The 22030-nt window shown below is 47.1% G+C and carries 19 protein-coding genes; 3 read left to right on the top strand and 16 right to left on the bottom strand.

Going from position 1 to position 22030, the window contains the following annotated elements:
- Nucleotides 1-129 precede the first annotated feature (129 nt).
- From mglC to FGT79_RS19980, 11 genes are all read right to left on the bottom strand, one after another.
- Complete coding sequence (gene mglC, locus FGT79_RS20030) at nucleotides 130-1146, bottom strand: galactose/methyl galactoside ABC transporter permease MglC (protein WP_138754599.1); 1017 nt, start codon at nucleotides 1144-1146, stop codon at nucleotides 130-132.
- Between the two features lie 30 nt (nucleotides 1147-1176).
- Nucleotides 1177-2694 carry a sugar ABC transporter ATP-binding protein gene (locus FGT79_RS20025; protein WP_138754598.1) on the bottom strand — a complete coding sequence of 506 codons (1518 nt, stop codon included), beginning with the start codon at nucleotides 2692-2694 and terminating at the stop codon, nucleotides 1177-1179.
- A gap of 111 nt (nucleotides 2695-2805) precedes the next feature.
- A complete protein-coding gene (locus FGT79_RS20020) occupies nucleotides 2806-3816 on the bottom strand; it encodes a galactose ABC transporter substrate-binding protein (protein WP_138754597.1) in 1011 nt (336 codons plus the stop codon).
- Between the two features lie 124 nt (nucleotides 3817-3940).
- Nucleotides 3941-4924 carry a substrate-binding domain-containing protein gene (locus FGT79_RS20015; protein ID WP_138754596.1) on the bottom strand — a complete coding sequence of 328 codons (984 nt, stop codon included), beginning with the start codon at nucleotides 4922-4924 and terminating at the stop codon, nucleotides 3941-3943.
- Nucleotides 4924-6672 (bottom strand): cache domain-containing sensor histidine kinase, encoded by a 1749-nt coding sequence (locus FGT79_RS20010; RefSeq protein ID WP_138754662.1) that lies wholly within the window; start codon nucleotides 6670-6672, stop codon nucleotides 4924-4926. Before FGT79_RS20010 ends, FGT79_RS20015 begins: the two co-directional genes overlap by 1 nt.
- On the bottom strand, nucleotides 6672-8324 hold the full coding sequence (locus tag FGT79_RS20005) for a response regulator (protein WP_138754595.1): 1653 nt from the start codon (nucleotides 8322-8324) through the stop codon (nucleotides 6672-6674). The genes FGT79_RS20010 and FGT79_RS20005 overlap by 1 nt, the downstream gene beginning before the upstream one ends.
- Nucleotides 8325-8568: 244 nt before the next feature.
- A complete protein-coding gene (locus tag FGT79_RS20000) occupies nucleotides 8569-9099 on the bottom strand; it encodes a hypothetical protein (RefSeq protein ID WP_138754594.1) in 531 nt (176 codons plus the stop codon).
- A 195-nt stretch (nucleotides 9100-9294) separates the two neighbouring features.
- A complete protein-coding gene (locus tag FGT79_RS19995) occupies nucleotides 9295-10332 on the bottom strand; it encodes an HD-GYP domain-containing protein (RefSeq protein WP_138754593.1) in 1038 nt (345 codons plus the stop codon).
- A 38-nt stretch (nucleotides 10333-10370) separates the two neighbouring features.
- On the bottom strand, nucleotides 10371-10739 hold the full coding sequence (locus FGT79_RS19990; protein WP_138754592.1) for a response regulator: 369 nt from the start codon (nucleotides 10737-10739) through the stop codon (nucleotides 10371-10373).
- A gap of 104 nt (nucleotides 10740-10843) precedes the next feature.
- Entirely contained in the window at nucleotides 10844-12379 is a 1536-nt protein-coding gene (locus FGT79_RS31645) for a PAS domain-containing sensor histidine kinase (RefSeq protein WP_212758614.1), read from the bottom strand.
- Between the two features lie 62 nt (nucleotides 12380-12441).
- Nucleotides 12442-14805: an MHYT domain-containing protein gene (locus tag FGT79_RS19980; protein ID WP_138754591.1), complete on the bottom strand. Its 2364-nt coding sequence runs from the start codon at nucleotides 14803-14805 to the stop codon at nucleotides 12442-12444.
- A 204-nt stretch (nucleotides 14806-15009) separates the two neighbouring features.
- Here FGT79_RS19980 and FGT79_RS19975 point away from each other — a divergent pair, with 204 nt between their 5' ends.
- Complete coding sequence (locus FGT79_RS19975; protein ID WP_138754590.1) at nucleotides 15010-15399, top strand: SET domain-containing protein; 390 nt, start codon at nucleotides 15010-15012, stop codon at nucleotides 15397-15399.
- Nucleotides 15400-15606: 207 nt separating this feature from the next.
- Here FGT79_RS19975 and FGT79_RS19970 read toward each other — a convergent pair whose 3' ends face one another.
- Nucleotides 15607-17232: a family 10 glycosylhydrolase gene (locus tag FGT79_RS19970; protein ID WP_138754589.1), complete on the bottom strand. Its 1626-nt coding sequence runs from the start codon at nucleotides 17230-17232 to the stop codon at nucleotides 15607-15609.
- Between the two features lie 201 nt (nucleotides 17233-17433).
- Here FGT79_RS19970 and FGT79_RS19965 point away from each other — a divergent pair, with 201 nt between their 5' ends.
- Nucleotides 17434-17718, top strand: coding sequence for a hypothetical protein (locus FGT79_RS19965; RefSeq protein ID WP_138754588.1), 285 nt, complete (start codon nucleotides 17434-17436; stop codon nucleotides 17716-17718).
- 159 nt (nucleotides 17719-17877) lie between these two features.
- Here FGT79_RS19965 and FGT79_RS19960 read toward each other — a convergent pair whose 3' ends face one another.
- The 4 genes from FGT79_RS19960 to FGT79_RS19945 all read right to left on the bottom strand — a co-directional run bounded on the left by FGT79_RS19960 (nucleotide 17878) and on the right by FGT79_RS19945 (nucleotide 21209).
- The gene (locus FGT79_RS19960) at nucleotides 17878-18807 is read right to left on the bottom strand and encodes a methyl-accepting chemotaxis protein (RefSeq protein WP_138754587.1); all 930 of its coding nucleotides are present in this window, start codon (nucleotides 18805-18807) and stop codon (nucleotides 17878-17880) included.
- A 246-nt stretch (nucleotides 18808-19053) separates the two neighbouring features.
- Complete coding sequence (locus FGT79_RS19955; RefSeq protein WP_138754586.1) at nucleotides 19054-20067, bottom strand: Gfo/Idh/MocA family protein; 1014 nt, start codon at nucleotides 20065-20067, stop codon at nucleotides 19054-19056.
- A gap of 5 nt (nucleotides 20068-20072) precedes the next feature.
- Entirely contained in the window at nucleotides 20073-20834 is a 762-nt protein-coding gene (locus FGT79_RS19950) for a sugar phosphate isomerase/epimerase family protein (RefSeq protein ID WP_138754585.1), read from the bottom strand.
- Nucleotides 20835-20852: 18 nt separating this feature from the next.
- Entirely contained in the window at nucleotides 20853-21209 is a 357-nt protein-coding gene (locus tag FGT79_RS19945; RefSeq protein WP_138754584.1) for a cupin domain-containing protein, read from the bottom strand.
- A gap of 182 nt (nucleotides 21210-21391) precedes the next feature.
- Between FGT79_RS19945 and FGT79_RS19940 the strand changes: the two genes are divergently transcribed.
- Nucleotides 21392-21976 (top strand): helix-turn-helix domain-containing protein, encoded by a 585-nt coding sequence (locus FGT79_RS19940; RefSeq protein WP_138754583.1) that lies wholly within the window; start codon nucleotides 21392-21394, stop codon nucleotides 21974-21976.
- Nucleotides 21977-22030 lie beyond the last annotated feature (54 nt).

The following is a 22030-nucleotide window of genomic DNA, read 5'->3' as shown; positions in this document are numbered from 1 at the left end:
AGAAACTCCCACCTCGAGCGGCCCATGAGAAACAACAGTGTGAGCGGACCTAAATTCCCCACCCATAGAGCGCAAAAAAGCTGCTCTAAGGTCTATAACCTTAAAGAGCAGCTTGGATAATTAAGCTTATTACTTCTTCGCTACATATTTGCGGATATCGAATGCAACGGCAACTACGATGATCAAGCCTTTGATGATGAGCTGCCAGTTCGGATTAATACCGATGTACGTTAAGCCGTAATTGATAACGGTGAATATCAGTACGCCCGCGATGATCCCCTTCACGCGGCCCACGCCACCAGTAGTCGAGACACCACCGACCACGCAGGCCGCAATGGCATCAAGCTCGTACATATTGCCGTAATTGTTCGATGCCCCGCCCGTACGAGCAGCTTCGAGTACACCAGCCAAGCCGTACAAAGCGCCAGCAATGGCATAGATCCACATCAGATTGCGCGCTACGTTGATCCCGGATACATGCGCGGCTTGAATATTGCCGCCGATAGCGTACATGTTTTTACCAAGACGCGTCTTGTTGAACACAACCCATACAATAAAAGCGACAAATATAGCAATAAGCACGATATAGGGAAGCGAAAATTGACCACTTCCGATAGCACCTGTCCCAATCTCAGTGAAATCCTTGCGCAAGCCGCCAATCGGCTGCGAGTTGTTCGGCGGCATATCGAAGTAGAGCGAATTCGCGCCATAAACTGCGACCATCGTACCGAGCGTCGCAATGAATGGTGGAACATTAAACTTTGCTACAATTACGCCATTGAGCAATCCAACTAGCAAACCAACAATGATCGCAATCGCAATCGGAATGATTAATGAAAGCTGCGGCAGATTAGGGAAGAACTTGCTGGCATAGTCGGGCATTTGCAGCATGGATGCCGATACGACAGCACTTAGACCTACTACCCGTCCTGCGGACAAATCCGTACCCGCCGTAATCAGTACAAACGCCGCGCCCAGCGCGATAATTGTACGGGTCGACGATTGCACCAACATATCTCTCAGCGTTGTAATCGACAGAAAGTTAGCGTCAATGATAGCGATGATTAGAATTAATGCAACAAGCACGATCCAAATCGCATTTTGCGAGAATGCGTTTTTTATTTTTAAGCTTTTAGCTGCTTCCATTTGTATTAACCTCCTTGAAGTTCTAGGGTCTTAGCCTGTCTGTGCAGCTAGCCGCATAATGCTTTGCTCGGTCGCTTGATCACTCTCAAGTATGCCGGTAGAGCGTCCTTCTGACATCACCATAATTCGGTCAGACATGCCGATCAGCTCCGGCATCTCCGAAGATATCATTATGATGCTTTTCCCTTGCTTCGCCAGCTCAATAATAATGCTGTAAATCTCATACTTGGCGCCAATATCGATGCCTCGCGTCGGTTCATCCAGCAGCAGGATATCTGGATTCGTGAGCAGCCAGCGTGCCAGCAGCACCTTCTGCTGATTGCCCCCTGACAAATTACGAATCAATTGATCGACAGACGGTGTCTTGGTCTTGAACCTCTCAACACCTTTAATGGCTTCTTGCTTCATCTTCGCCTCATTCAGGAACCCGAAACGATTCTGGTACATGCCCAGATTAGCGATGGCTGTGTTTTCTTGAACAGACAAAACTGGAAATATCCCTGTAACGCGGCGTTCTTCCGTAAGCAGCGCGATTTTATGCTTCTTCGCATCAATCGGCGATTTGATCGTGATCCGCTTGCCATCCTTATAAACTGATCCCGATTTCACAGATCGAAGTCCGAACAACGCTTCTACCAGCTCCGTTCGCTGCGCCCCTACAAGGCCGCCTATCCCTAGAATCTCTCCTTTGCGAAGCTCGAAGGATACATCCTTGAACGAATGCATATGCGGAGAAGTGAGCCCATCAACGCGCAGCATAACCTCTCCCGGAATGTTCGTCCGCTCCGGATACCGCTCCGATAAATCACGTCCGACCATACGCGTAATGATCGTATCAATCGTCAGCTCTGGTGCAGGCCATGTCCCGATATACTTACCGTCGCGCATAATCGTGACATCATCGGAAATACGTAATATTTCTTCCATTTTGTGCGAAATGTATATAATCGAAACGCCGCGTGCCCGCAGCTTATTAATGATAGCGAACAACTGCTCTACCTCATTGCCCGTAAGGGAAGAGGTCGGTTCATCCATGACGATGATTTTCGAGTTGAAGGATACTGCTTTGGCAATCTCCAGCGATTGGATTTTGGATACAGACAGCTCGCCCACGAGCTGATTAGGATCAATCGCCATATTCAAATCCTCGAATAGCGCTATCGTGTCACGGTACATCTTTCTATGATCAATAAACCGGAAAGGCACGATGCCCTTTACCGGGAATCTGCCAAGCCAAATGTTCTCCATCACACTGCGCTGCGGTACGGGATGAAGCTCCTGATGGATCATGGAGACGCCGTAGTTCAGTGCGTCCTTCGAGCTTTTAATCTCAACCTTCTGTTCATCTAGAAAGATTTCGCCGGCATCCGGCTTATAAATACCAAACAAACATTTCATCAATGTAGATTTGCCCGCGCCATTCTCGCCCATGAGCGCATGAACCGTACCGGGACGTACCTTCAGCGTTACATCATCCAATGCTTTAACACCTGGAAATGTCTTCGTTACCCCATTCATTTCAAGCAAATAAGGCTGCTGCTTTGCCATCGTATAGCCTCCTTTTGTCGAGCCCGCTTTGCGTTAATGGGCGAAAAAAAACAGGGGCAACGCAAGTGACGTTATTCCCCTGCTCTCGTTCATCCATGCTGTACCCGCTTATTATTTGCTTGCTTCCGTTACTTTTTTGTACGGAATCCATACATATTTGCCATCCGTAATTTCGAAGCCTGTGTTCTCTTTAGTCGGAGTTTCGCCTTCTGCAAGTACACGCATCAGCTCAACTGTTGCTTTACCTTGGTTAGCTGCATCATTCAGTACCGTTCCAAGCAACGTGCCTTCTTTCAATGCTTGCTGAGCTGGATCTGTAGCATCTACGCCGACAACCGGCATGAACTTATTATCCTTGAAGTAACCCGCCGCCTTGAGCGCCTCGATTGCGCCAAGCGCCATATCATCGTTGTTTGCAATAACTGCTTCGATTTGATCTCCTTTCGAAGCTAGGAACGCAGCCATTTTCTCTTGGCCCTTCACGCGATCCCACATCGCTGTATCTTCTGCAAGCTTCTCTACTTGAATGCCTGCATCTTGAATCGCCTGTACGGAGAACTTCGTGCGAAGCTCGGCATCTTGGTGCCCTGGCTCGCCTTTCAACATAACGTATTGCAGGATACCGTCACCGTTCTTATCCGCTTCCGGATGCGACTTCCAGTACTCGGCAACAATCTCGCCTTCCATCGTGCCGGACTCTTCCGCTTTGGCACCTACGAACAACGCCTTATCCCATTTCGCCAAATCATCTGCAAGCGGCTCACGGTTAATGAATACAACAGGAATGTTCGCTTTTTGTGCTTTATCGATAATAATGCCCGCTGCTGTACGGTCAACCGGGTTAACCGACATCGCTTTTACTTTTTTCGTAATAAACAAATCTACTTTATCATTCTGAGTTGGCTGTGAGTTTTGGCTATCTACGATGTCTACTGCCATTTTTCCCTCTGCCGCTGTCTCGATGGCATTGCGCACACCGCTCATGAATGTATCGTCAAATTTATAAATCGCGACTCCCGCTTTGGGCAAGCCGCTTGTACTTCCCTCGCCGTTAGCGTTTCCACAACCTGCCGCCGTCACTGCCAATGCACCAATCACGAGCGCTGCTGTCCACTTTTTCATTCTTATTGACCCCCTGGTGGATGAATTAACTACTGCTTCATTATGTCTCACTTTGCTGACGATTCACATGTAATATCCTCATCACTTTTATTAATATCCTCATCTGTTTCTCAACTGCTCTCGCTTATTGCACGACAGGGAACAGCAGCTTCTGATTCTTGAGCCAGAACATATTGTCCTCTGTAATAAGCTCCATATTCATCTCTATTCGCTCTGGTACCGCCTTCCCCGAAGCGGCCGCAAGCGCGTGTTTGACGCTGAGATAGCCCATGCTGAAAGGGTTTTGGACGATTAGTGCTTGAAGCTGATTTTCTTGCAGCAGCTCAAGCAGCTCCGGCGAGCTGTCGAAGCCAATCAGCTTAATCTTCTCGCCAGCCTGTCTCTGCTTCAGCTCGAGCGCTGCACCGATGGATGTCTCCGTATTGAGCGACAATATCCCGTCCAGTTGCTGCTTGTTCAGCATATCTGCAACTGCAGCTTGGCAGGAACCGTATTCATCGGAACAGAATTGACTGTCAACAAGCTTGAGACCAGGATAAGCGTTGACCGCGTCGCGAATCCCCTTCTCTCGCAGCTTTCCGTTGATGCCGCCCTTGCTGTATGCAACGATGGCTACATCGCCCTCTCCACCGAGGCGGTCCGCCATCTCGCGCATCGCTTCTTTCCCCGCAAGGTAATTATCTGTACCGATGTAAGCTGCAATTTCCCCCGATGTAAGCAAGCTGTCGATGGCAATAACGGGTATATGTCGTTTGTCTGCTTCGGTTAAAAACCCTTCAAATGCAGAATCCGCATTTGCCCCTAGCACAATCGCATCTGGTTTCGTCTGAAGCGATTGCATAGCCGTCTGCAGTTGGCCGTCAATATCTCCATCGTCAGCAGGTGCAGACACATGCAGTGTAATGCCGAATTCCTTGACGGCAGCCTGAGCGCCCATCGTAACATTTTTCCAATAATCCCCTTTGCTCGTTCTGAGGATCAGCTGGATCGTCTTGCTCTCTTCTTCCTCCTGTGGCTCCTGGGTGCCTGGGTACAGCGCCGAATATAGCAAGCATAACGCCGCAAGAAAGAGCAGCCAGCTAACTATAATGCTTTTGTGTTTCACCATTAGGACTGCTCCCCTCCGTCGATTTGACTTGGCACAAGCGCAGGAAACCGAATCGTGATCGTTGTCCCGACTTCAAGCTCACTCTCGAAATGCAGCCCGTACATTTCCCCGAAGTAAAGCTTTATTCGCTCCTGAACGTTCGTAATGCCAACGCCCGATCCCTTCGTGCTCACCACTGTTCCCGCTTGAATCTGGGAGAGCTGCGCAGTCGACATGCCAAGCCCGTCATCCTTAATCTGAATAACGATTTCATTGCCTTCGAGCCGTGCAGAAACCGCAATATGCCCTTTGTCCACAGAAGGCTCAATGCCATGCACCAGCGCATTCTCGATGAGCGGCTGGACGATCAGCTTCAAGGTCGGATGGACAAGCGCCTCCTGCTGCAGATCGAAGGAATAATCAAATTTATGTTTAAATCGCATTTGCTGGATAATCAAATAGTTGCGCGCATGCTCCATCTCATCAGCAATTGTGATCAAGCTTCTTCCTTTCCCTATGCTGATACGGAATAGCTTGGACAACGCCGTAATCGTCGTAATTACCTCTTCATTCTTGTTCATGCCGACCATACGCACGACTGTGTTAAGCGTGTTGTATAAGAAATGAGGATTGATCTGCGCCTGCAGCGCTTCTAACTCGTACTTCCGCTTGCTTTCCTGCTCCGTCACGATTCGTGTCATCAACTGCTTGATCGTACCAATCATAATGTTGAAGCGATCCGCCAGATGCTTAATTTCCAGCGGCCCCTCCCCGCTTACCACTTTGTTGAAATCCCCCCGCTCCACACTTTTCATCGAGAGCTCCAACCGTTTAATTGGACGCGAAATCCGGCGGGCAACTAAGCTGGACAGCAAGAATACAATCAGTACCAATGCAATGAGCAGTTTGGACATCGAGCGGTTCAGCTCCCAGCTTGTCGTCATCACTTCGTCCATATAGGAGACGCCGACTACCTTCCAGCCTACATTTCCAATCGTCTGGACACTGATCATCTTGGCATCATCGCCCGATTTATCAATAAAGCTGCCATAGGTATGCTTGAGCGCAAGCTCGACATTCTCTTCCTTTAAGCTTGCATAAATAAGCTCCAGCTGCGGATGATACACGATATTACCTGCCGATTCGTCAAGCATGTAGACATAACCCTTCTGTCCAAGGCTGATCCGCTCGGAAAGCTCATCAATAGTGCTGAAATTAACATCCAGCAGCAGTACACCATGCACCTGTTTGCCGTTATGCTGGACAGTAATGCTTTTGCTCATCGAAACGACCCATCGATACTGCTGCTTGTACAAATTCTGCACATGGGGCAGTGATATCGACAGATGGCCAGCCGTATCCAGCGCGCTGCGGAACCAGCCTTCCTCCGTAATCTTCAGCGTATCCTTCAATTCCACATTCGGCAGGTCGATTAGCAGCTTTCCTTTGTCGTCGAATAGAACGAGCGATACCGTATCGGTGCGCGTGGACATCATCGATTCCAGCTGTTTGCGCATCGCATCGGACTCCACATTCTCGCTTTGTCCGAGTGCATGGTGCATCATATTGAACAAGTCCGACGTAACCTCGACATAGTTCTCCAGATTGTAGCTGACTTGATCGACGATTTGCTGCGAGTTACGGAAGGCATTCTCCTGCGCGGTTGCGGAGAAACGGCTGAATAGCAAAATACTGACGCTTAAGATAATAAAGACAGAAAACAGCGTGAAGGACACCGTTAGGATGAATTGAATGCTCCTGCGCTGCATCACTGCTCTTGCCCCGCTGGACTGTTTCGATATTCCTTGGCCGACACACCCGCATATTTCTTAAAGCTCAAGCTGAAATAATTCGCGTCTGCGAATCCGACTTTCTCTGCAATCTCGAAGGCCTTCAGCTCCGTCGTCCGCAGCAGCTCCTTCGCTGCCTCCATTCGCAGCTGCAGCAAGTAAGCGCCGAACGTCAGCTTCAGCTCTTTTTTGAATAAACCGCTGAAGTATCCTGCGCTGATATGAAGCTGTCCGCATACTTTGGCAATGGACAATTCGCTTTCGTGATAATGGCTCTTCGTGTAGCTAATGGCATCCTCTACGATTTGTTTGTAGGTATGCTGCCTGCGGCTTGCAATGCTTCTGCGTACCCTGGCGCACATCTCTCCGAACCAGACCTTTGTTTCCTGCGGGCTGTTCAGCTTCTGGTATTGATTAAGAATCCCCCAGCCCCCGCCTATAATGTCATCCGAATCCGTGTCCAGTACCTTGGTCAGCTTAATGATCGCCGTCACCATCTCCAGCAAATAATGCTGATATTCATGCACTGGCGCCTGAACGCGGGCGATCTCATCAAAGAGAGCGTCAACGACTTCCTCCAGCTCCTTCTCCGTCCCAAGCTTAACCGCGCTAATCAATTGCTGCTCCTTCCATTCATCGAAAAGCAGCTTCTCATGAACACGGTTTTCCATATCGTCGATGCAAATAATGATGTTGCTGCCCACAATTCTCCGATAATCCAGTGCGACCATCGCCGAGTCATAGGCGTACTTCAATTGATCCAGCGCTTCTGTATAAGTGCCTACTCCAATCATGACTGGAAACCGTAAAAACCGCTCGATGCTTTGCAATATTTCTTTTAAAGCGGCTTGCGTATCCTCCATCATTAGCGTCTGATCAGCATGCGGGCTTACGGTGAACAAAACAACATGGTCCTGATGAATAAACACTTTGCCGAGTCCATGCCTTGCCCAAATTTCACTTGCAATGTTGCTGACCGAAAACAATTTGAGATCCAAGTCAGTCGAGGATGCCAAAGATACAGAGGGCTTGGAGTCGTTCTGCACATCCTGAATGTCGGAATGATTAACGGCAATAATAGAAACGACATACGCTTCACCTTCCAACTGCATCCCGTATTTCTCTGCTTTTGCCGCAATGTCCCGGTATGGCTGCTTCCGCGTAATCAAAGAAGATAGGAACTTCTCTCGAACGATCGGCAGGCTAGTACGGTAGTGCTCCACGAGCAGCTCGATGTTGCTCCGCTGCTCGCGCTCCTCGTCCATACGCCTAGCTACCTCCACCACTGCATCGGTTAGCTGCTCTGCTGAGAACGGTTTCAATACATAGGCCTCTACTTGCAAATGAATCGCTTGCTTCGCATATTCAAACTCATCATGACCTGACAGAATAACGATACGTGTAATCGGATAAGCTTTTCTCGCCCATTCGGATAGTTCAAGTCCATTCATATATGGCATGCTAATATCGGTCATAAGCACGTCGGGCTCCATCTTCTCGAACAGCTCCATTGCTTCCTTGCCGTTGCTGGCCGTTCTGACCTCTGTAAACCCGCAGGCTTCCCAATCGATTTCTATCATTAATCCTTCTGTCACTTCCGGCTCGTCATCAACGAGCAGCAGCTTGTACATATAGATCCCCCTAAAAAGCTTGCTTGGAACATGGCACAGGCCGCTGCCTAAGTCTGCCATTTCCATCTGGCTATACAATTCTCCATGTTAATTAAGGAAACCTTTAATCTCATTATCGTTTGCCATTTCATTGGTAGATTATTCATATAAGCCTGTCCTTTATTCCTGTTTATAACATAGAAAAGACCGAGCTCTTATGCAGGAGCGTCGGTCTTCGTCATTCGAATTCGGATATGAGTCAGTCTTATATCTCAGCCCATGTAACCGTAAGCTGAATAATATCTTCTTGGGGAGAAGCTAAAGGACCACCAATCATAGACCAGCTATGCTTCTTCTCCATATTCATGCCTTGGATAATAAGATTGTTATCGTCAATGGTCTGGCCTGCCTCATCCAGCTTCTGTGCGTCGAAATAATCTTTGTACAGCTTCGAAACGTCAGCCATGCTCTCCTTCGTGGAAAAGATCAGCAGAACAGATTTCTTCCCATCCGTCTCTGAGGAATGTGCGGTCGTAATCTCCACATCCTGCGGCAGCGGGAAATCCTTGGGCAAAGACGCTGGAACCTTCTCTTCTCCAGCTGCCAAAGCCTCGTTCGTTTCCTTTTCACTCACGGGTGCATTCGTAGCACCGTTAATCTCCGTATTCACCGCTTCTGATTGCATGTTATCGCTGCTCGTTTCGCTTGGCGTATTTTCAGCATTCGTGCTGCAAGCACCTAAAGCCATAACGAGTGCGAAAGACATAATCATATGACTCCACATTTTCTTTTTCAAGTTTTTCAGCTCCCCTCTCTGCTGTTCGGCTGCAAGGAATCACATGGGATTTACAGCCCTCTCATGTATTACCCCTCAAGCAGAATATGAAACACCTAAGAAGGTCGTTCCTGTGGTGACAAGCGAAGGGCAAACCTGCGATCGTAGGGTGTCATTGGGAAATGGAAACTAAATCCCTTTATTTAGAATGAGTCTTTAACCTTCAGACTGGCCGACCTCATAGAGAAAAGCCTCTACTATTGACGGGTCGAAATGTTTTCCTCTTTGCACCTCAACCTCCTGAATCGCCTCAAGCGATGTCCAAGCCTTCTTGTAAGGTCTCTCATGCGTAAGCGCATCATAGAAATCAGCCAGCGCAACGATACGCGCTTCAACGGGAATAGCTTCCCCGCTGAGACCTTGCGGATACCCGGTTCCGTCCCATTTCTCATGGTGTGATCTCGTAATGGTCTCTGCCATCTTAATCACATCAAAAGAACTTCCCTCTAGAATACTCGCGCCGATCGTTGTATGCAGCTTCATTTGTTCGAACTCTTCCGGCTCGAAGCGCCCCGGCTTCAATAAAATTTGATCGGGTATGCCTATTTTCCCAATATCGTGCAGAGGAGCAGCCATGGCAATGAGCTCGCTCTGCTGCTCGGATAGTCCTAAACGGATGGCTATACGCTTCGATAGCTTCCCTACTCGCTGCGTGTGCATCCCTGTCATATCGTCGCGGTACTCTGCAGCACGTCCGAACAACTCGAGAATTTCATACTGAGCCTGCTGCAATTGCTCGGTCCGCTGCTGAACCCGTTCCTCCAGAAGTGCATTGGTGAATTGCAGCTGCCTGTGAAGGTCACGCGTCTTTAATAAATTATTAATGCGCAGAATAACCTCCGTCCGATCATAGGGCTTTGTCAAAAAATCGTTTACGCCTGCTTGTAAGCCTTCTTGCCTTGCTTTCGGCGTCACATCCGCAGTAAGCATGAGAACAGGCAAATAGTTATCAGGTCCCGTTTGCTCCCGAATGAGCTTCAACGCCTGAATGCCATCCATTCCCGGCATATGCAAATCCAGCAAAATAATATCCGGATCAATGTCCTTCAGCAGCTGTAAAATTTGATGCGGGTCCTCCGTGCTGTGTATATGTACAAATCCCGCTCTTCCAAGGATACGTTCCAGCAAGCTGATATTGTATTCCTGATCATCCACAATTAAAATTTTCGCTTGGCTCGGAGTATATTCGGCCATGTTCGTCCTCCGTTCAGTTCTGTTCAATTCAAATCAGTTCATTCATTGCCTAACAGGTTGTTCATTTTACTTAGCAATCTCTCAAGTACGACCGGCTTCGTATCGAAGTCATCGCAACCTGCCTCGTAAGCTTTCGCTTCATCTCCGGCCATCGCATGCGCAGTCAGCGCTATGACGGGAATGGCCTTCAGCTCCTCAGAGCTTTTGAGAGTGCGCGTAGCTTCCCACCCGTCCATAATTGGCAGGCTCATGTCCATCAGAATGAGATCGGGACGATCCGACCCCGCCAGATCAACACCTTGCTGTCCGTCATTGGCCGTAATGACCTTATATCCTTTGCGGATCAGCCTCCGACTCAGCATATCCCGGTTCATTTCATTGTCTTCTACCAATAATATCGTATACATATAGCTCCTCCTGATTTCTAAGCTCATTCGTACATGCAAAGCCGTCCATCTCTCGCTTGCTATCCACGATTCATCTATTGATGCTCGTCCTCTCCGTGGTTTCGTTAATCCTGCACTTCATCAGTGGGAACACTCGGCAGCCAGCATGTAAATGTCGTACCTGCACCAAATTCGCTTTCTACCCGTATGTCTCCGCCCATGATTTGACTAAATCGCTGGCTGATTGCAAGTCCAAGGCCGGTTCCACCATATTTCCGTGTCGTTGAGGCATCTGCCTGCGTAAAGGGCTGAAATAACTTCGCGATCTGATCCTGCGTCATGCCGATTCCTGTATCCTGAATTCGGAAGCCATAGCCCATTCGCTGCTCTCTATATTCCTTGTAAACCTCAAGCTTTATCGAGCCGGCATCTGTAAACTTGTTGGCATTGCTAAGCAGGTTGATGAGAATTTGCCGGAGCTTCGTCACATCGGAAGTAATTAACCCGTCTTCGTTGCAAACCGTTTCAAGGTGATTGCCCTTCCCTTCTACCAGCGGCCGAATGGTAGTCAAGACATCCTGAATTAGATCAGGCACGCTGTATGCTTCCAGATGAAGCTCCATCTTGCCCGCCTCAATTTTGGAAATGTCCAATATATCATTGATTAAAGCGAGAAGATGATTGCCCGCTTTATTAATTTTGGCTAGATCCTCCGCAAAGAAAGACTCGTTAAGCTCTTCCGCTTCCTCCTGCAGCATTTCGCTGTAACCAATTATCGCATTGAGCGGCGTACGCAGTTCATGGCTCATATTCGCTAGAAATTGACTTTTAATCCGATTGGCTTGAATGGCTTCGTCATGCGCTTTCGCAAGCTGCTTCGTGCGCTCGGCAAGATCGGTCTCTGCCCTCACCCTATCTGTAATATCGGTACGTATCGCAATAAATTGCCGCGGTTTATGCTCGTCATCGAGAAAAGGTACAATCGTCGTATGCATCCAATATTCGCTGCCATCCTTCGCCCGGTTTTTAACCTCGCCTCTCCACACATGGCCCCGCTTTATCGTACTCCACATGTCTGTAAAGAAGGTTTTCGGATGAAAGCCCGAATTAATAATCCGATGTGTTTTCCCTAGCAACTCTTCACGGTCATACATCGAAATCTCGCAAAATTTTTCGTTTACATAGGTGATGACACCCTTATCATCTGTAATGGCAACGATAGACGAAGCATCCAGTGCATTCTCGATGTCATGCAAATTTTCCATCGTCTTGAGCAGCGTATTCTCATTTTGCTTGCGAGCCGTTATATCTTTCCCTATGGACACATATTGATAGACTTCCTCAGCATCATTCGCAAGCGGTATAACCGACATGCTTATCCAGAATTCGCTTCCATCTTTAGCGCGATTTTTCATTTCGCCTTTCCAGACCTGTTTACGGCCCAGAGTATCCCACAAATCTTTAAAGTGGTCAGCATCATGAAAACCGGAACTGATCACTTTATGGCTATTGCCAATGATTTCATTCCGATCAAACTTGGAAATATCACAGAAATAGTCATTTGCATAGGTAATAATTCCGTTATGATCCGTTATCGAAATAATCGATGATAGTTCCAATGCCGTTAAAGCATGCTTCACATCTTTGAGCTCTGTAAACATTTATTTCTCCAATCCAGCTTAGAAAGTCCGCTATGTAGTCTATCCTTGATGACTATTGCTTCTTAAGAAAGATACGGCCTAATTTCCGCCAACAAGGACTGTGGATCGAAAGCACCTTTCTGAACGATGTTTTTCACATACCCGTTCAGCTTCAACTGGTCCTCTGGTGTAATGCTCTTCGCCGTTATAACGACAATCGGGATTCTTCTCCACTCCTCCTGCTTTCGCAGCTCTTCAATGAATTCGAATCCATCCATCTCCGGCATCATCAGATCAAGCAGGATGAGCGCCGGCGCTTCCCTAGCCATGCAGGCCAAAGCCACTACGCCATTGCCGGCTTCTGTGACGGTATAGCCTTCTTTGCGAAGCACTCTTGCAACAAGTTCGCTTGCAGACGTATCATCCTCAATAACCAGAATCGAATGCTGCTCGCGGTTGACAACGTATTTGTCCATCACCGTGACGAGCTGTTCCCTCTGCACCGGCTTCATCAGAAACTCAGCTGCGCCAAGTGTATATCCAAGCTTCCTGTCACTCGTCATTGACCAGATGACAACGGGTATATCTGCGAGCTCAGGATCACTCTTAAGTGCGCCCAGCACACTCCATCCATCCATGCTCGGCATCAGAATATCCAGGCAAATGACCTTAGGCTTCAGCTTTCGGGCCAGCTCTATTCCTTCCATACCGTTGTCCGCGAATGCCAGCTTCCAGCCTGTTTTGGCGAGATACCGCTGCATAAGCTCTCGGTTGAACGCTTCATCGTCAATAAGCAAAATGCTTACTTGTCCGGACAAATCCTCTGATTGTGCTGCGATCTCCTTCATAAGAAGCGGCAAGTTCACCGCCTCGCTAGGAGACGAGCTGGGCAGCCAACAAGTGAAGGTCGTTCCTTCTCCGAATTCACTTTCTACCTGAATATCTCCGCCCATAATTTGGCTGAAGCGCTGGCTGATCGCAAGGCCGAGACCGGTGCCGCCATATTTGCGCGTAGTAGAAGCATCTGCTTGCGTAAAAGGCTGGAACAGCTTTGCTAGCTGAGCAGGCGTCATACCGATACCCGTATCACGAACGCGGAAAGCATAACCCAACTGCTCTCCCTTGGACTCTTTGTACACCTCGAACCTAATCGAACCGGCCTCAGTGAACTTATTGGCGTTGCTAAGCAGATTAATTAGAATTTGCCTCAGCTTTGTGACATCCGCTTCAATTAGTCCGTCTTCCTCGCATACCGTTTCAAGCTGATTGCCCTTCCCCTGGATCAACGGTCCAATCGTCGTCAAGACGTCCTGAATCAAGTCCGGCAAGCTGCTTGTCTCCAGATGAAGCTCCATCTTGCCAGCCTCAATTTTGGAAATATCCAAAATATCGTTGATTAGAGCAAGCAGATGATTGCCCGCTTTGCTGATTTTGGTCAAATCATCTACGAACGAAGCTTCACCCAGCTCCTCCGCTTCCTCCTGAAGCATCTCGCTGTACCCAATGATGGCATTAAGCGGCGTACGCAATTCATGGCTCATGTTTGCCAGAAATTGGCTCTTGATCAGATTAGCCTGAATGGCCTCATCATGGGCCTTCGCAAGCTGTTCCGTTCTTACAGCTACGAGATCCTCCAGATGCTCATTCAATTGACGCAGCTCTTGGTTCATCAAATATATCTCGTCCGACTTTTGTTGAAGCTCCGAATCCTTATGTGCGAACTTTTTCGAAATATAAATACCGATGATCGATAATGCCAGCGTAACGAGTGTTCCTGTTGATATGTAGTAAGCCAGCCACTTCTGGTTTAGTAGGATGCCGGCAGCCGTAGCCGAGGTATCCATTTCATGGAACTCAGCTCCCGTCATTCCCGTGTAATGCATGCCGGCAATGGCAGCACCCATGAGCAGTGCGCTGCCGAGCTTCAACCACTCACCAGTACTCCCTTTATCCTTGCGGAAATATATGGCGAGCCACAACGCTATAATAGACGCAGCGACTGCGATTGCGATTGAAAGGGTAAAATACAAAGGATTATAGTCAATATCGATTCGCATCGCCGCCATTCCAATATAATGCATGGCTGATATTCCCGATGCGAGCAGCACGCCGCCTGTCACTATATGTGACAACTTGGGGTGTGAACGCCCAACAATAACTAACGCAACAAACGAACCCGCAATGGCCGCCAAGACCGAAACCAGTACGATGCGCAGATCATAGCTGACCGGTTCGGGCAAAGAAAATGCGAGCATGCCAACGAAATGCATCGACCATATTCCCATCCCCATCGCAATAGAGCCGAACAAGAGCCAGCCCCATCTTTGCAGCCCCTTGGCCATGCTTAATCTCTCTACCATAACGAGTACCGTATAGGAAGCTACGACGGCAACAATATAAGAAACCACCACCAATGTTGAATCATGCGAACCATGAAGATGATCCACGGTATTTCCCCCTCTTGCTTCTTTTTTTATATGACAATCATTGCTTTAGACTCATATTCAAATCGGGCGCATCCGTGTTACTCATTAGGAATATCCCTTCACGACTGGCTATTTCCTCATTATCTTGTTATATTACCTAAGGTGAGCAGGTTTCTTTCTTACGAAGAATGCCTCTTAGACTAATAGAACGTGCAGGTGACGAATATGATTGAAGTAAAAACTTCTACGCTCAGCGACGGTGAATTGAATAGAGGCGTATTTGCAAGGCGTGATATCGCCAAAGGAACGTTGTTCCACGAGGCACCCGTCATTCCATTCCCTAATGAACAGTATGAACATATCGAGAAAACGCTGATTGCGGATTATGTGTTCGCATATGGCGAGAACCATACGGCCATCCTGCTTGGATACGGCCTGCTCTTTAATCATTCCTACACGCCTAATGCCTACTATGATTTGAATTTCGACAATCATACTGTAGATTTTTTTGCCTATACTGACATATCGGCAGGAGAAGAGATTCTAATTAACTATAACGGTGAAGTCGAAAATGATGACCCGCTTTGGTTTAACGAAGACAAGGAAAAAGAATAAGAACGTTAAAAAGTCCTTTTGATGGCAGCCATCAAAAGGACTTTTGCGTATACGTCATCCCTCTCCATTACTGGAGGCCTGAAAGCAGCAGCGGTCAGTGGCATAGTCCTTCCTCCAAGCCCCTACGGGCATTTGGTGAACAACCTACCTTCCCTCATCAACGCTTTCAATGTATTCTATCAAACGCATAAATGAATGAACAGGTCATTATTTGGATTGCCCCGCATAATACGTCCTAAGCGTATCCGTGATGCCTAATACATTTTTCCGGAGATCCTTCGCGCTAAAAAATACATCGCCCTTCACTTCCGCATATTTCTTGTTGTATTCCAGTTGATTAATGAGCTCCTGCGCACTTTGCCAGCCGGCTTCCTTCGTTCCCAGCTTATAGGGCGAATGGCCAATGTATAGATCAACATCGGTTCCATTCACTTCCTGTACCCACCAATCTACCAGCTTATCATAACGCGCGGCAGTAAAGGATAAGCTCCAATAGATTTGAGGCGTTACATAATCGATCCACCCCTGCTTGATCCATGTCCGAACATCTGCATACATATCGTCGTAGGCGGTAATGCCTGCTTTCGTATCGGAGCCTGTCTTGTCTACAGCTATATTCCGCCATACGCCGAAGGGACTTATTCCGTATTCCAGTTCAGGATTTGCCAGATGGATAGAAATGCCGAGTTGACGAACGAACTCGTTAATATTGTTTCTTCGCCAATCTGCTTTTGTTTTGAGCTTAGCCGAATTGAAATTTTTAAATGTGGTATCATCGGCAAATGCGACATTAGACGGGTAGAAATAATCGTCCAAATGTACACCGTCTATATCATATCCGTTCACGACTTCCATAATCGTATTCATAATATGCTGGCGTGCTTCTGGAATGCCCGGATTAAGATAAAGCTTGCCCCCTGCATTCACGATCCAATCGGGATGCTCCTTCACAACATGATTAGGAGCAAGCGAATCAGTCTTGGCGTCTACGTTCGCACGAAACGGATTGAACCAAGCATGAAACTCCATACCCCGTTTATGCGCCTCCTCGATCATAAAGAACAACGGATCATAGGTAGGGGCTAATCCCTGAACGCCAGACAAATATTTGGACCAAGGGACCAAATGAGATGGATACAGCGCATCTGCCGCAGGACGCACCTGCACGAATACAGCATTCATCCCCATGCCCTGCAAATCATTCAGCAGACTGACGAATTCACCCATCTGCTTCACAGGGTTCAAGTAGGACGAAGCGGATGGCCAGTCCAAATTGTACACCGTCGACACCCAAGCTCCGCGCAAGCTAGCCTCTGTTACTGGCCCAGGCTGCGGTTCAGGAACTTGTATCGGCGGTGTAACGCCACCCGACGGTTCTTCAATGATGGCTGTCAGCAGTGTGATCGTCTGATTGCTTTGATTCCAATTCACCTTAACACCAAGCTCTTCGCTGACGAATCGTAAAGGCACCATCACTCGTCCAGCTGTTACGAGCACCGTATTATCGAGCTTAACGATATCGCCGTTCACAGTCGCGACCGTATCTCCCTTAACCATTCGAATCGTTTTGCCGTCGCTGCTTGTAATCGTAACTCGCTGATCCGATTGACTCCAATCGACGCTCGCCTTCAACTCTTGACTGATGACCCTTAGCGGCACCATCGTTACATTAACCTTTGGAATAATGTATGGCGTTACATCGCTGTCAATCATCTTTCCGTCCAAAATAATTCGAATGCCCGAAGAAGCTTCAGCCGCCTGAGCAAGCGGAGCAGTAATGCTCATGCAAATAGCTGCACACAGCAGCCAAAATGTCCATTTCCTTACCTTCATAACCGTTCATTCCCCTATCCTCTGACTACTCAAATACCCTTCCAGAAATTAGACGCTTCTTGGCGGGCATAGGTTGCGCTAAAGGGGCTATGAACAAAAAGGCTTATCGTTCTTTTCGATCTGCTTTATGTTGCATGAAATGCGTGCTATTGTTATTTAGTGGAAATTTTATATGCCTATTATTGAAAAGAGGTTCTGTTCATGAGTGAATTTACATCTGGGAATCTGACACTGACGGCTTACAAAGATCAGTTAGACCAGAGCAAGCTGAATTACATAAAGGAGCTTAACGAGGAATGGGTTGTCTTCTTCACCGATGATACGGATATAAGCGACAATGTTTCAGATACAGTATTACATCTCTCCGAGCAGTTGCCCGTGCTGTACTTCTACAATGCCGAGGATCATGGCTGGGGTTACCGTATTTTCTTTGGCAGGAAATGCCTCGCTAGCTTGGATATTAATTACGAGTTGGAGGATGCTTAACCTTGAGGAAATGAGTTGGATACGGCCTGACCGCATCCATGACTAAAGAATAAGGTAGGTTAGGTAAGATCTATCGGGGATGGGCTGAGTATTGTACTGCATAGAAGGCTATCCTTTAGTAGACAAAACTACCTACGGGCAGCCTTCTCGATGGGCCGCTTACTGCATTGTTATCCGAAGCTCTTTGGCCTGAGCATCAAGCTGTACAGCAGCTTCTCCAATACCCATAAACTCGTTGACGGCTTGTTGAATACGCTGCTGACTTTCTATCACTGCTGACTGTGATTGCACAGTTCCTTTCGTTATTTCTTTAACATGAGTAACAATTCCTTCTACATAAGTATTCACTTCCTTTGTCGCCTCTTGCACCTGTCCAGCAAGCTTGCGGACCTCTGTCGCAACGACGTTGAAGCCTAGCCCATGCTCACCTGCATGCGCAGCCTCAATCGCCGCATTCAGAGCTAATAAATTCGTCTGAGAAGCGACATCACGAATGGTCCGCACAATTCCTCGGATCAGCTCCGTTTGCTTCTCTAGCTCGCGCAGCACGGCCATATTTTCACTCGCTTCTGCCGCCACCTTCTCAATTGCAGACTCCACTTCATGGCTCTGGGATATTCCGTCCTTTGCCCGGCCAAGAAGCTCCTCCGACATCTCCAGCAATTCACCTGTAATTTTGGCAGTCGCTTGCTCACGAACATTGATGTCCGTAGCAATCTTCAATACGGCCACAACGCGGCCATCTGCATCACGGATCGGCATATACGTCGCCTCGAGCCAAAGCATGCTGCCGTCCTTTGCCATTCTTAATATTTTATCCTGAAAAGGCTGTCCACTGCGTAAATTATCCCAAAGGATTTCATACTCCGAGCTGTTCACGAAATCCACTGAGCAGAACTGCCTGTGCTTCATGCCCAGCATCTCTTCCGAACGATAACCCATCGCCTGCGCAAAATTTTCATTCACCCACAATACTTTTCCGTGAGTATCAAATTCGATCATGGCTAGCGACTGCTCAACAGCCGTTAGTACCGACTCCTGATCGAGCACCTGAGTAGTTGTATAATCACTAGTTAACTGTCCGTCCATGTGTAATTCTCCTTTATCGTTCCAATTCGAATACATTCCAATTTAATAGCGTCAATGGCATTGTACAAACGCTCTACATTATTTGCAAGTTTTTTCTAAGTTAAATGTAATAGGCAGCTATCCTTACCGAAAAAATAACCATTATTGTGGATAAAATGTATATTGTAGCGTTTTTACGAAAAAGAAGAAGGCAGCGTGCCTAAGCACACCGCCCTCTCTGAATCTATCTATTATAGAACTCTACTATTACAATAGTCCCTTATTGAAAGTGATAACCTTATTATCTTTCGCAGACAGGTACGCGCCATCAAGCAAGGATACGGTATGCAAATTGTCAGATGCGCTGTTAGCAGCTTCTATGCCTGTTTCGATCCAATTGAGCAGTTGGTCCAGTCCATCGAATATCGCTTCTTCAATCGGTAAAGCTTCATTCCAAGTTTGTACTGGAGTGGGATTCCAATTCGGCAGGCCTGACGGATCCTTGCGATATAACTTAATTTCGTTGTTCGTCGTACTGATTACACCTTCACTTCCAAGTACAACCAGATCATCTTTACCAAGCGGACTAGAAAAGCTTTGCGTGAAATGAGCCTTAACACCATTAGCGAATGTAATTTGAACTGTAGCATCTGTTTCTCCCAAGCACTCAATCGCAGCGGAGGAATAGGTCGTGCAATAAATGGATTCGGCTTCCGCATTCGCTATTCTACGAATGCCGTCAAACCAGTGAATGGCCATAACCGACATCGCGTGGCGTTCGGTATGAATTCGCCAGCCTGCATCCTGTCGATAGAACATAGAAGCAAAGTGAATTCCCTCCAGCTTGCCGATTACGCCTTCCTCAATTAAACCTCGAATAAACTCAAATTTATGATGCCTGCGGAAATTCTGATTAACCGAAACAGGAACGCTCAAGCTTGCAGCTTCTTTCGCTATGGCCTCGGCCTCAGCAAGTGTATCTGCAAAAGGCTTCTCTACAAAAACTGGAATACCAGCTTGAAGAAGAGGTGTGATGACGCTTTGGCGAATGGTTGACGGCGTACACACGACGGCTACCTCTATGCCTGCGCTCCGAATCATTTCGTTCACGTCAGTATAACGTCCAGCTATACCAAATTCATCTGCGCGTTCGTTCACTGCTGCTTCGCTCGGATCGCACATGGCCACAATTTCAACACGATTCTGATGATTGGCATATCCTCTCAGATGCAGCCGAGTAACGGCTCCCGCTCCAACAAACCCTACTTTAAACTTCCGCATATTATTCACTCTCCCAGTCCTGATTTCATAAATGCTATGCATTCCTGCAAGCCTTGTGAGACGCTCCCGCCACTTTCCTCATCAGCCGATATCCAGCCGTTATAGCCGATTTGCTTGACTGCCTCGAAAATAGGCTTGAAGTCAATTTCTCCATGGCCCAAAATTTGATAATCGCCATGGGCGAAATCTTTCATATGAAAATTATTAATATAGGGTGCAAAGCTGCGAATAACCTCTGCAACATCATAAATACCCGATTTAACCAAATGTGCAGTATCTACCGTCAGCCCGACTGATGAAGCATCCTTAATCTCATCAAAGAAAATATCAAAGTCCTCCCGATACATAAGCGGCTGATCATAATGATGGTGCAAGGACAGCTGCAAGCCGTGCTGCTTAGCCTCTTTGCCCATCTCCTCAAAAATACTAGCATATTTGGCTATTTGATCACTTTGAATGTCTTTTCTAGAGATAGCATGACAATACACAATAATCTCCGAGCCAACCTTCTCTGCAAAACTGTACAGCTGTCGAAGCTGATTCTTACTTTCATCATCAAGCAGAGTTCCTCCGGTTATTAATGCAGATGCAATTCCCTCGGGCTGTCCCCAGCGCGCAATGAACTGCTCCGGATTATGCAAATAAGGCGTGTATTGATTCCATTTCAATTGCAGACCTGCGTAGCCTGCTTGCAGATAGCTTTCTATTAGTGCAATTTCTTCCTCATGCCCGGACGTTGGTCTAGAGAATGCATATTGGAAACTCACGGATTCAACCTTCCTTCCTTATTCTCCAATCGTTTGTCTATCGACAGCCGAGTAGGCAATGATCATTTTGCAAGGCTCCCAGCTCGTTACTTTCGCATGATGCGGTACTCCTTGTGGAATACGAAGCGCCATCCCCGGTTTTAGATGAAATTGTTCATCTCCTAATGAATGATCACACTCACCTGAGAGCACAAATATAATTTCCTCGCAATTTGGATGGATATGACGTCCATTTTCTTCACCAGCATTTATATAAACCATACCAAAAGTCATTTGTCCATTCGGATCGATTTCCTCGCCATATAGCCAAGAAATTTTCCCCCAACCCATATTCAATACATGATTCTCTTCATTTAAATCAGTTGGTTTTACCATTCTGTTCCTCCTTGTATGCGGGCATCCGTCGTCTTGCAGCTACCTACTGCATGAGTAATAATGAATCTGAGTTTATTATAATTCAACTATGTTGAATAAACAACAACTTAATTGAATTATTTTCCCCTTTGTTTATTTGTGGTACTATAGCTATTAGGAATTCAACAAAGGGCGTGTGAATCATGAGCATCGGCAACCGAATTCGGTTAATTCGAATGGAACAAAAACGAACACAAGAAGAAATTGCAAATTATTGCGGATTCACTAAGAGCCTGCTATCCAAGATCGAGAACGGGCAATCCACTCCTCCTGTATCTACGCTAATCAAAATAGCAGGCGCACTGGGCGTAAGAGTCTCTGATTTAATTGAAGAGGAAAGCATACAATCAACCGTTTTTAATAGCAGTGAGAACTATCGTGATCGAAGCAAATGGATCAGAACAGACAAAGGCTATTCCTTCTTCGCCTTTGCGAGCGAAAGAAGAGATAAGCTGATACAACCTTATATCATAACAGCGAAGAAAGGAGAGGTCAGGCAGCATGGATTCGCTCATGAGGGCGAGGAATTCATTTATATGATTAGCGGCGAGATGAATTACAAAGTAGGAAATACACAGTACACCCTTCGCCCAGGTGATACGCTCTACTTTAATTCATTAGAAGAGCATCTCCTTTATCCGATCTCAGATGAAGTTTCCTACATTGCCATATTCACCCAAAAGTCATCTGACAGCAAAAAAATCGGTAATGCCGATCACAAGCAATAATTTTCAACACAAACTACCTTAGTGAGAATCATTTGCTAATTCTCAGCAAAGAGG

Origin of the sequence: Paenibacillus sinopodophylli (genome assembly GCF_005930355.1) — a bacterium.
Classification (GTDB): domain Bacteria; phylum Bacillota; class Bacilli; order Paenibacillales; family Paenibacillaceae; genus Pristimantibacillus; species Pristimantibacillus sinopodophylli.
The sequence above is the reverse complement of the archived record's forward strand: the minus strand, read 5'-3'. Positions and strand labels throughout refer to the sequence as shown.

Bases quoted from the DNA above. Each gene is read 5' to 3' on its own strand.
- FGT79_RS20020 (WP_138754597.1), bottom strand. From the start codon at position 3,816: ATGAAAAAGTGGACAGCAGCGCTCGTGATTGGTGCATTGGCAGTGACG.
- FGT79_RS31645 (WP_212758614.1), bottom strand. From the start codon at position 12,379: ATGTTTACAGAGCTCAAAGATGTGAAGCATGCTTTAACGGCATTGGAA.
- FGT79_RS19970 (WP_138754589.1), bottom strand. From the start codon at position 17,232: ATGAAGGTAAGGAAATGGACATTTTGGCTGCTGTGTGCAGCTATTTGC.
- FGT79_RS19940 (WP_138754583.1), top strand. From the start codon at position 21,392: ATGAGCATCGGCAACCGAATTCGGTTAATTCGAATGGAACAAAAACGA.
- FGT79_RS20010 (WP_138754662.1), bottom strand. From the start codon at position 6,672: ATGCAGCGCAGGAGCATTCAATTCATCCTAACGGTGTCCTTCACGCTG.
- FGT79_RS19945 (WP_138754584.1), bottom strand. From the start codon at position 21,209: ATGGTAAAACCAACTGATTTAAATGAAGAGAATCATGTATTGAATATG.
- FGT79_RS19965 (WP_138754588.1), top strand. From the start codon at position 17,434: ATGAGTGAATTTACATCTGGGAATCTGACACTGACGGCTTACAAAGAT.
- FGT79_RS19960 (WP_138754587.1), bottom strand. From the start codon at position 18,807: ATGGACGGACAGTTAACTAGTGATTATACAACTACTCAGGTGCTCGAT.
- FGT79_RS20005 (WP_138754595.1), bottom strand. From the start codon at position 8,324: ATGTACAAGCTGCTGCTCGTTGATGACGAGCCGGAAGTGACAGAAGGA.
- FGT79_RS20025 (WP_138754598.1), bottom strand. From the start codon at position 2,694: ATGGCAAAGCAGCAGCCTTATTTGCTTGAAATGAATGGGGTAACGAAG.
- FGT79_RS19955 (WP_138754586.1), bottom strand. From the start codon at position 20,067: ATGCGGAAGTTTAAAGTAGGGTTTGTTGGAGCGGGAGCCGTTACTCGG.
- FGT79_RS19995 (WP_138754593.1), bottom strand. From the start codon at position 10,332: ATGGCCGAATATACTCCGAGCCAAGCGAAAATTTTAATTGTGGATGAT.
- mglC (WP_138754599.1), bottom strand. From the start codon at position 1,146: ATGGAAGCAGCTAAAAGCTTAAAAATAAAAAACGCATTCTCGCAAAAT.
- FGT79_RS19975 (WP_138754590.1), top strand. From the start codon at position 15,010: ATGATTGAAGTAAAAACTTCTACGCTCAGCGACGGTGAATTGAATAGA.
- FGT79_RS20015 (WP_138754596.1), bottom strand. From the start codon at position 4,924: ATGGTGAAACACAAAAGCATTATAGTTAGCTGGCTGCTCTTTCTTGCG.
- FGT79_RS19990 (WP_138754592.1), bottom strand. From the start codon at position 10,739: ATGTATACGATATTATTGGTAGAAGACAATGAAATGAACCGGGATATG.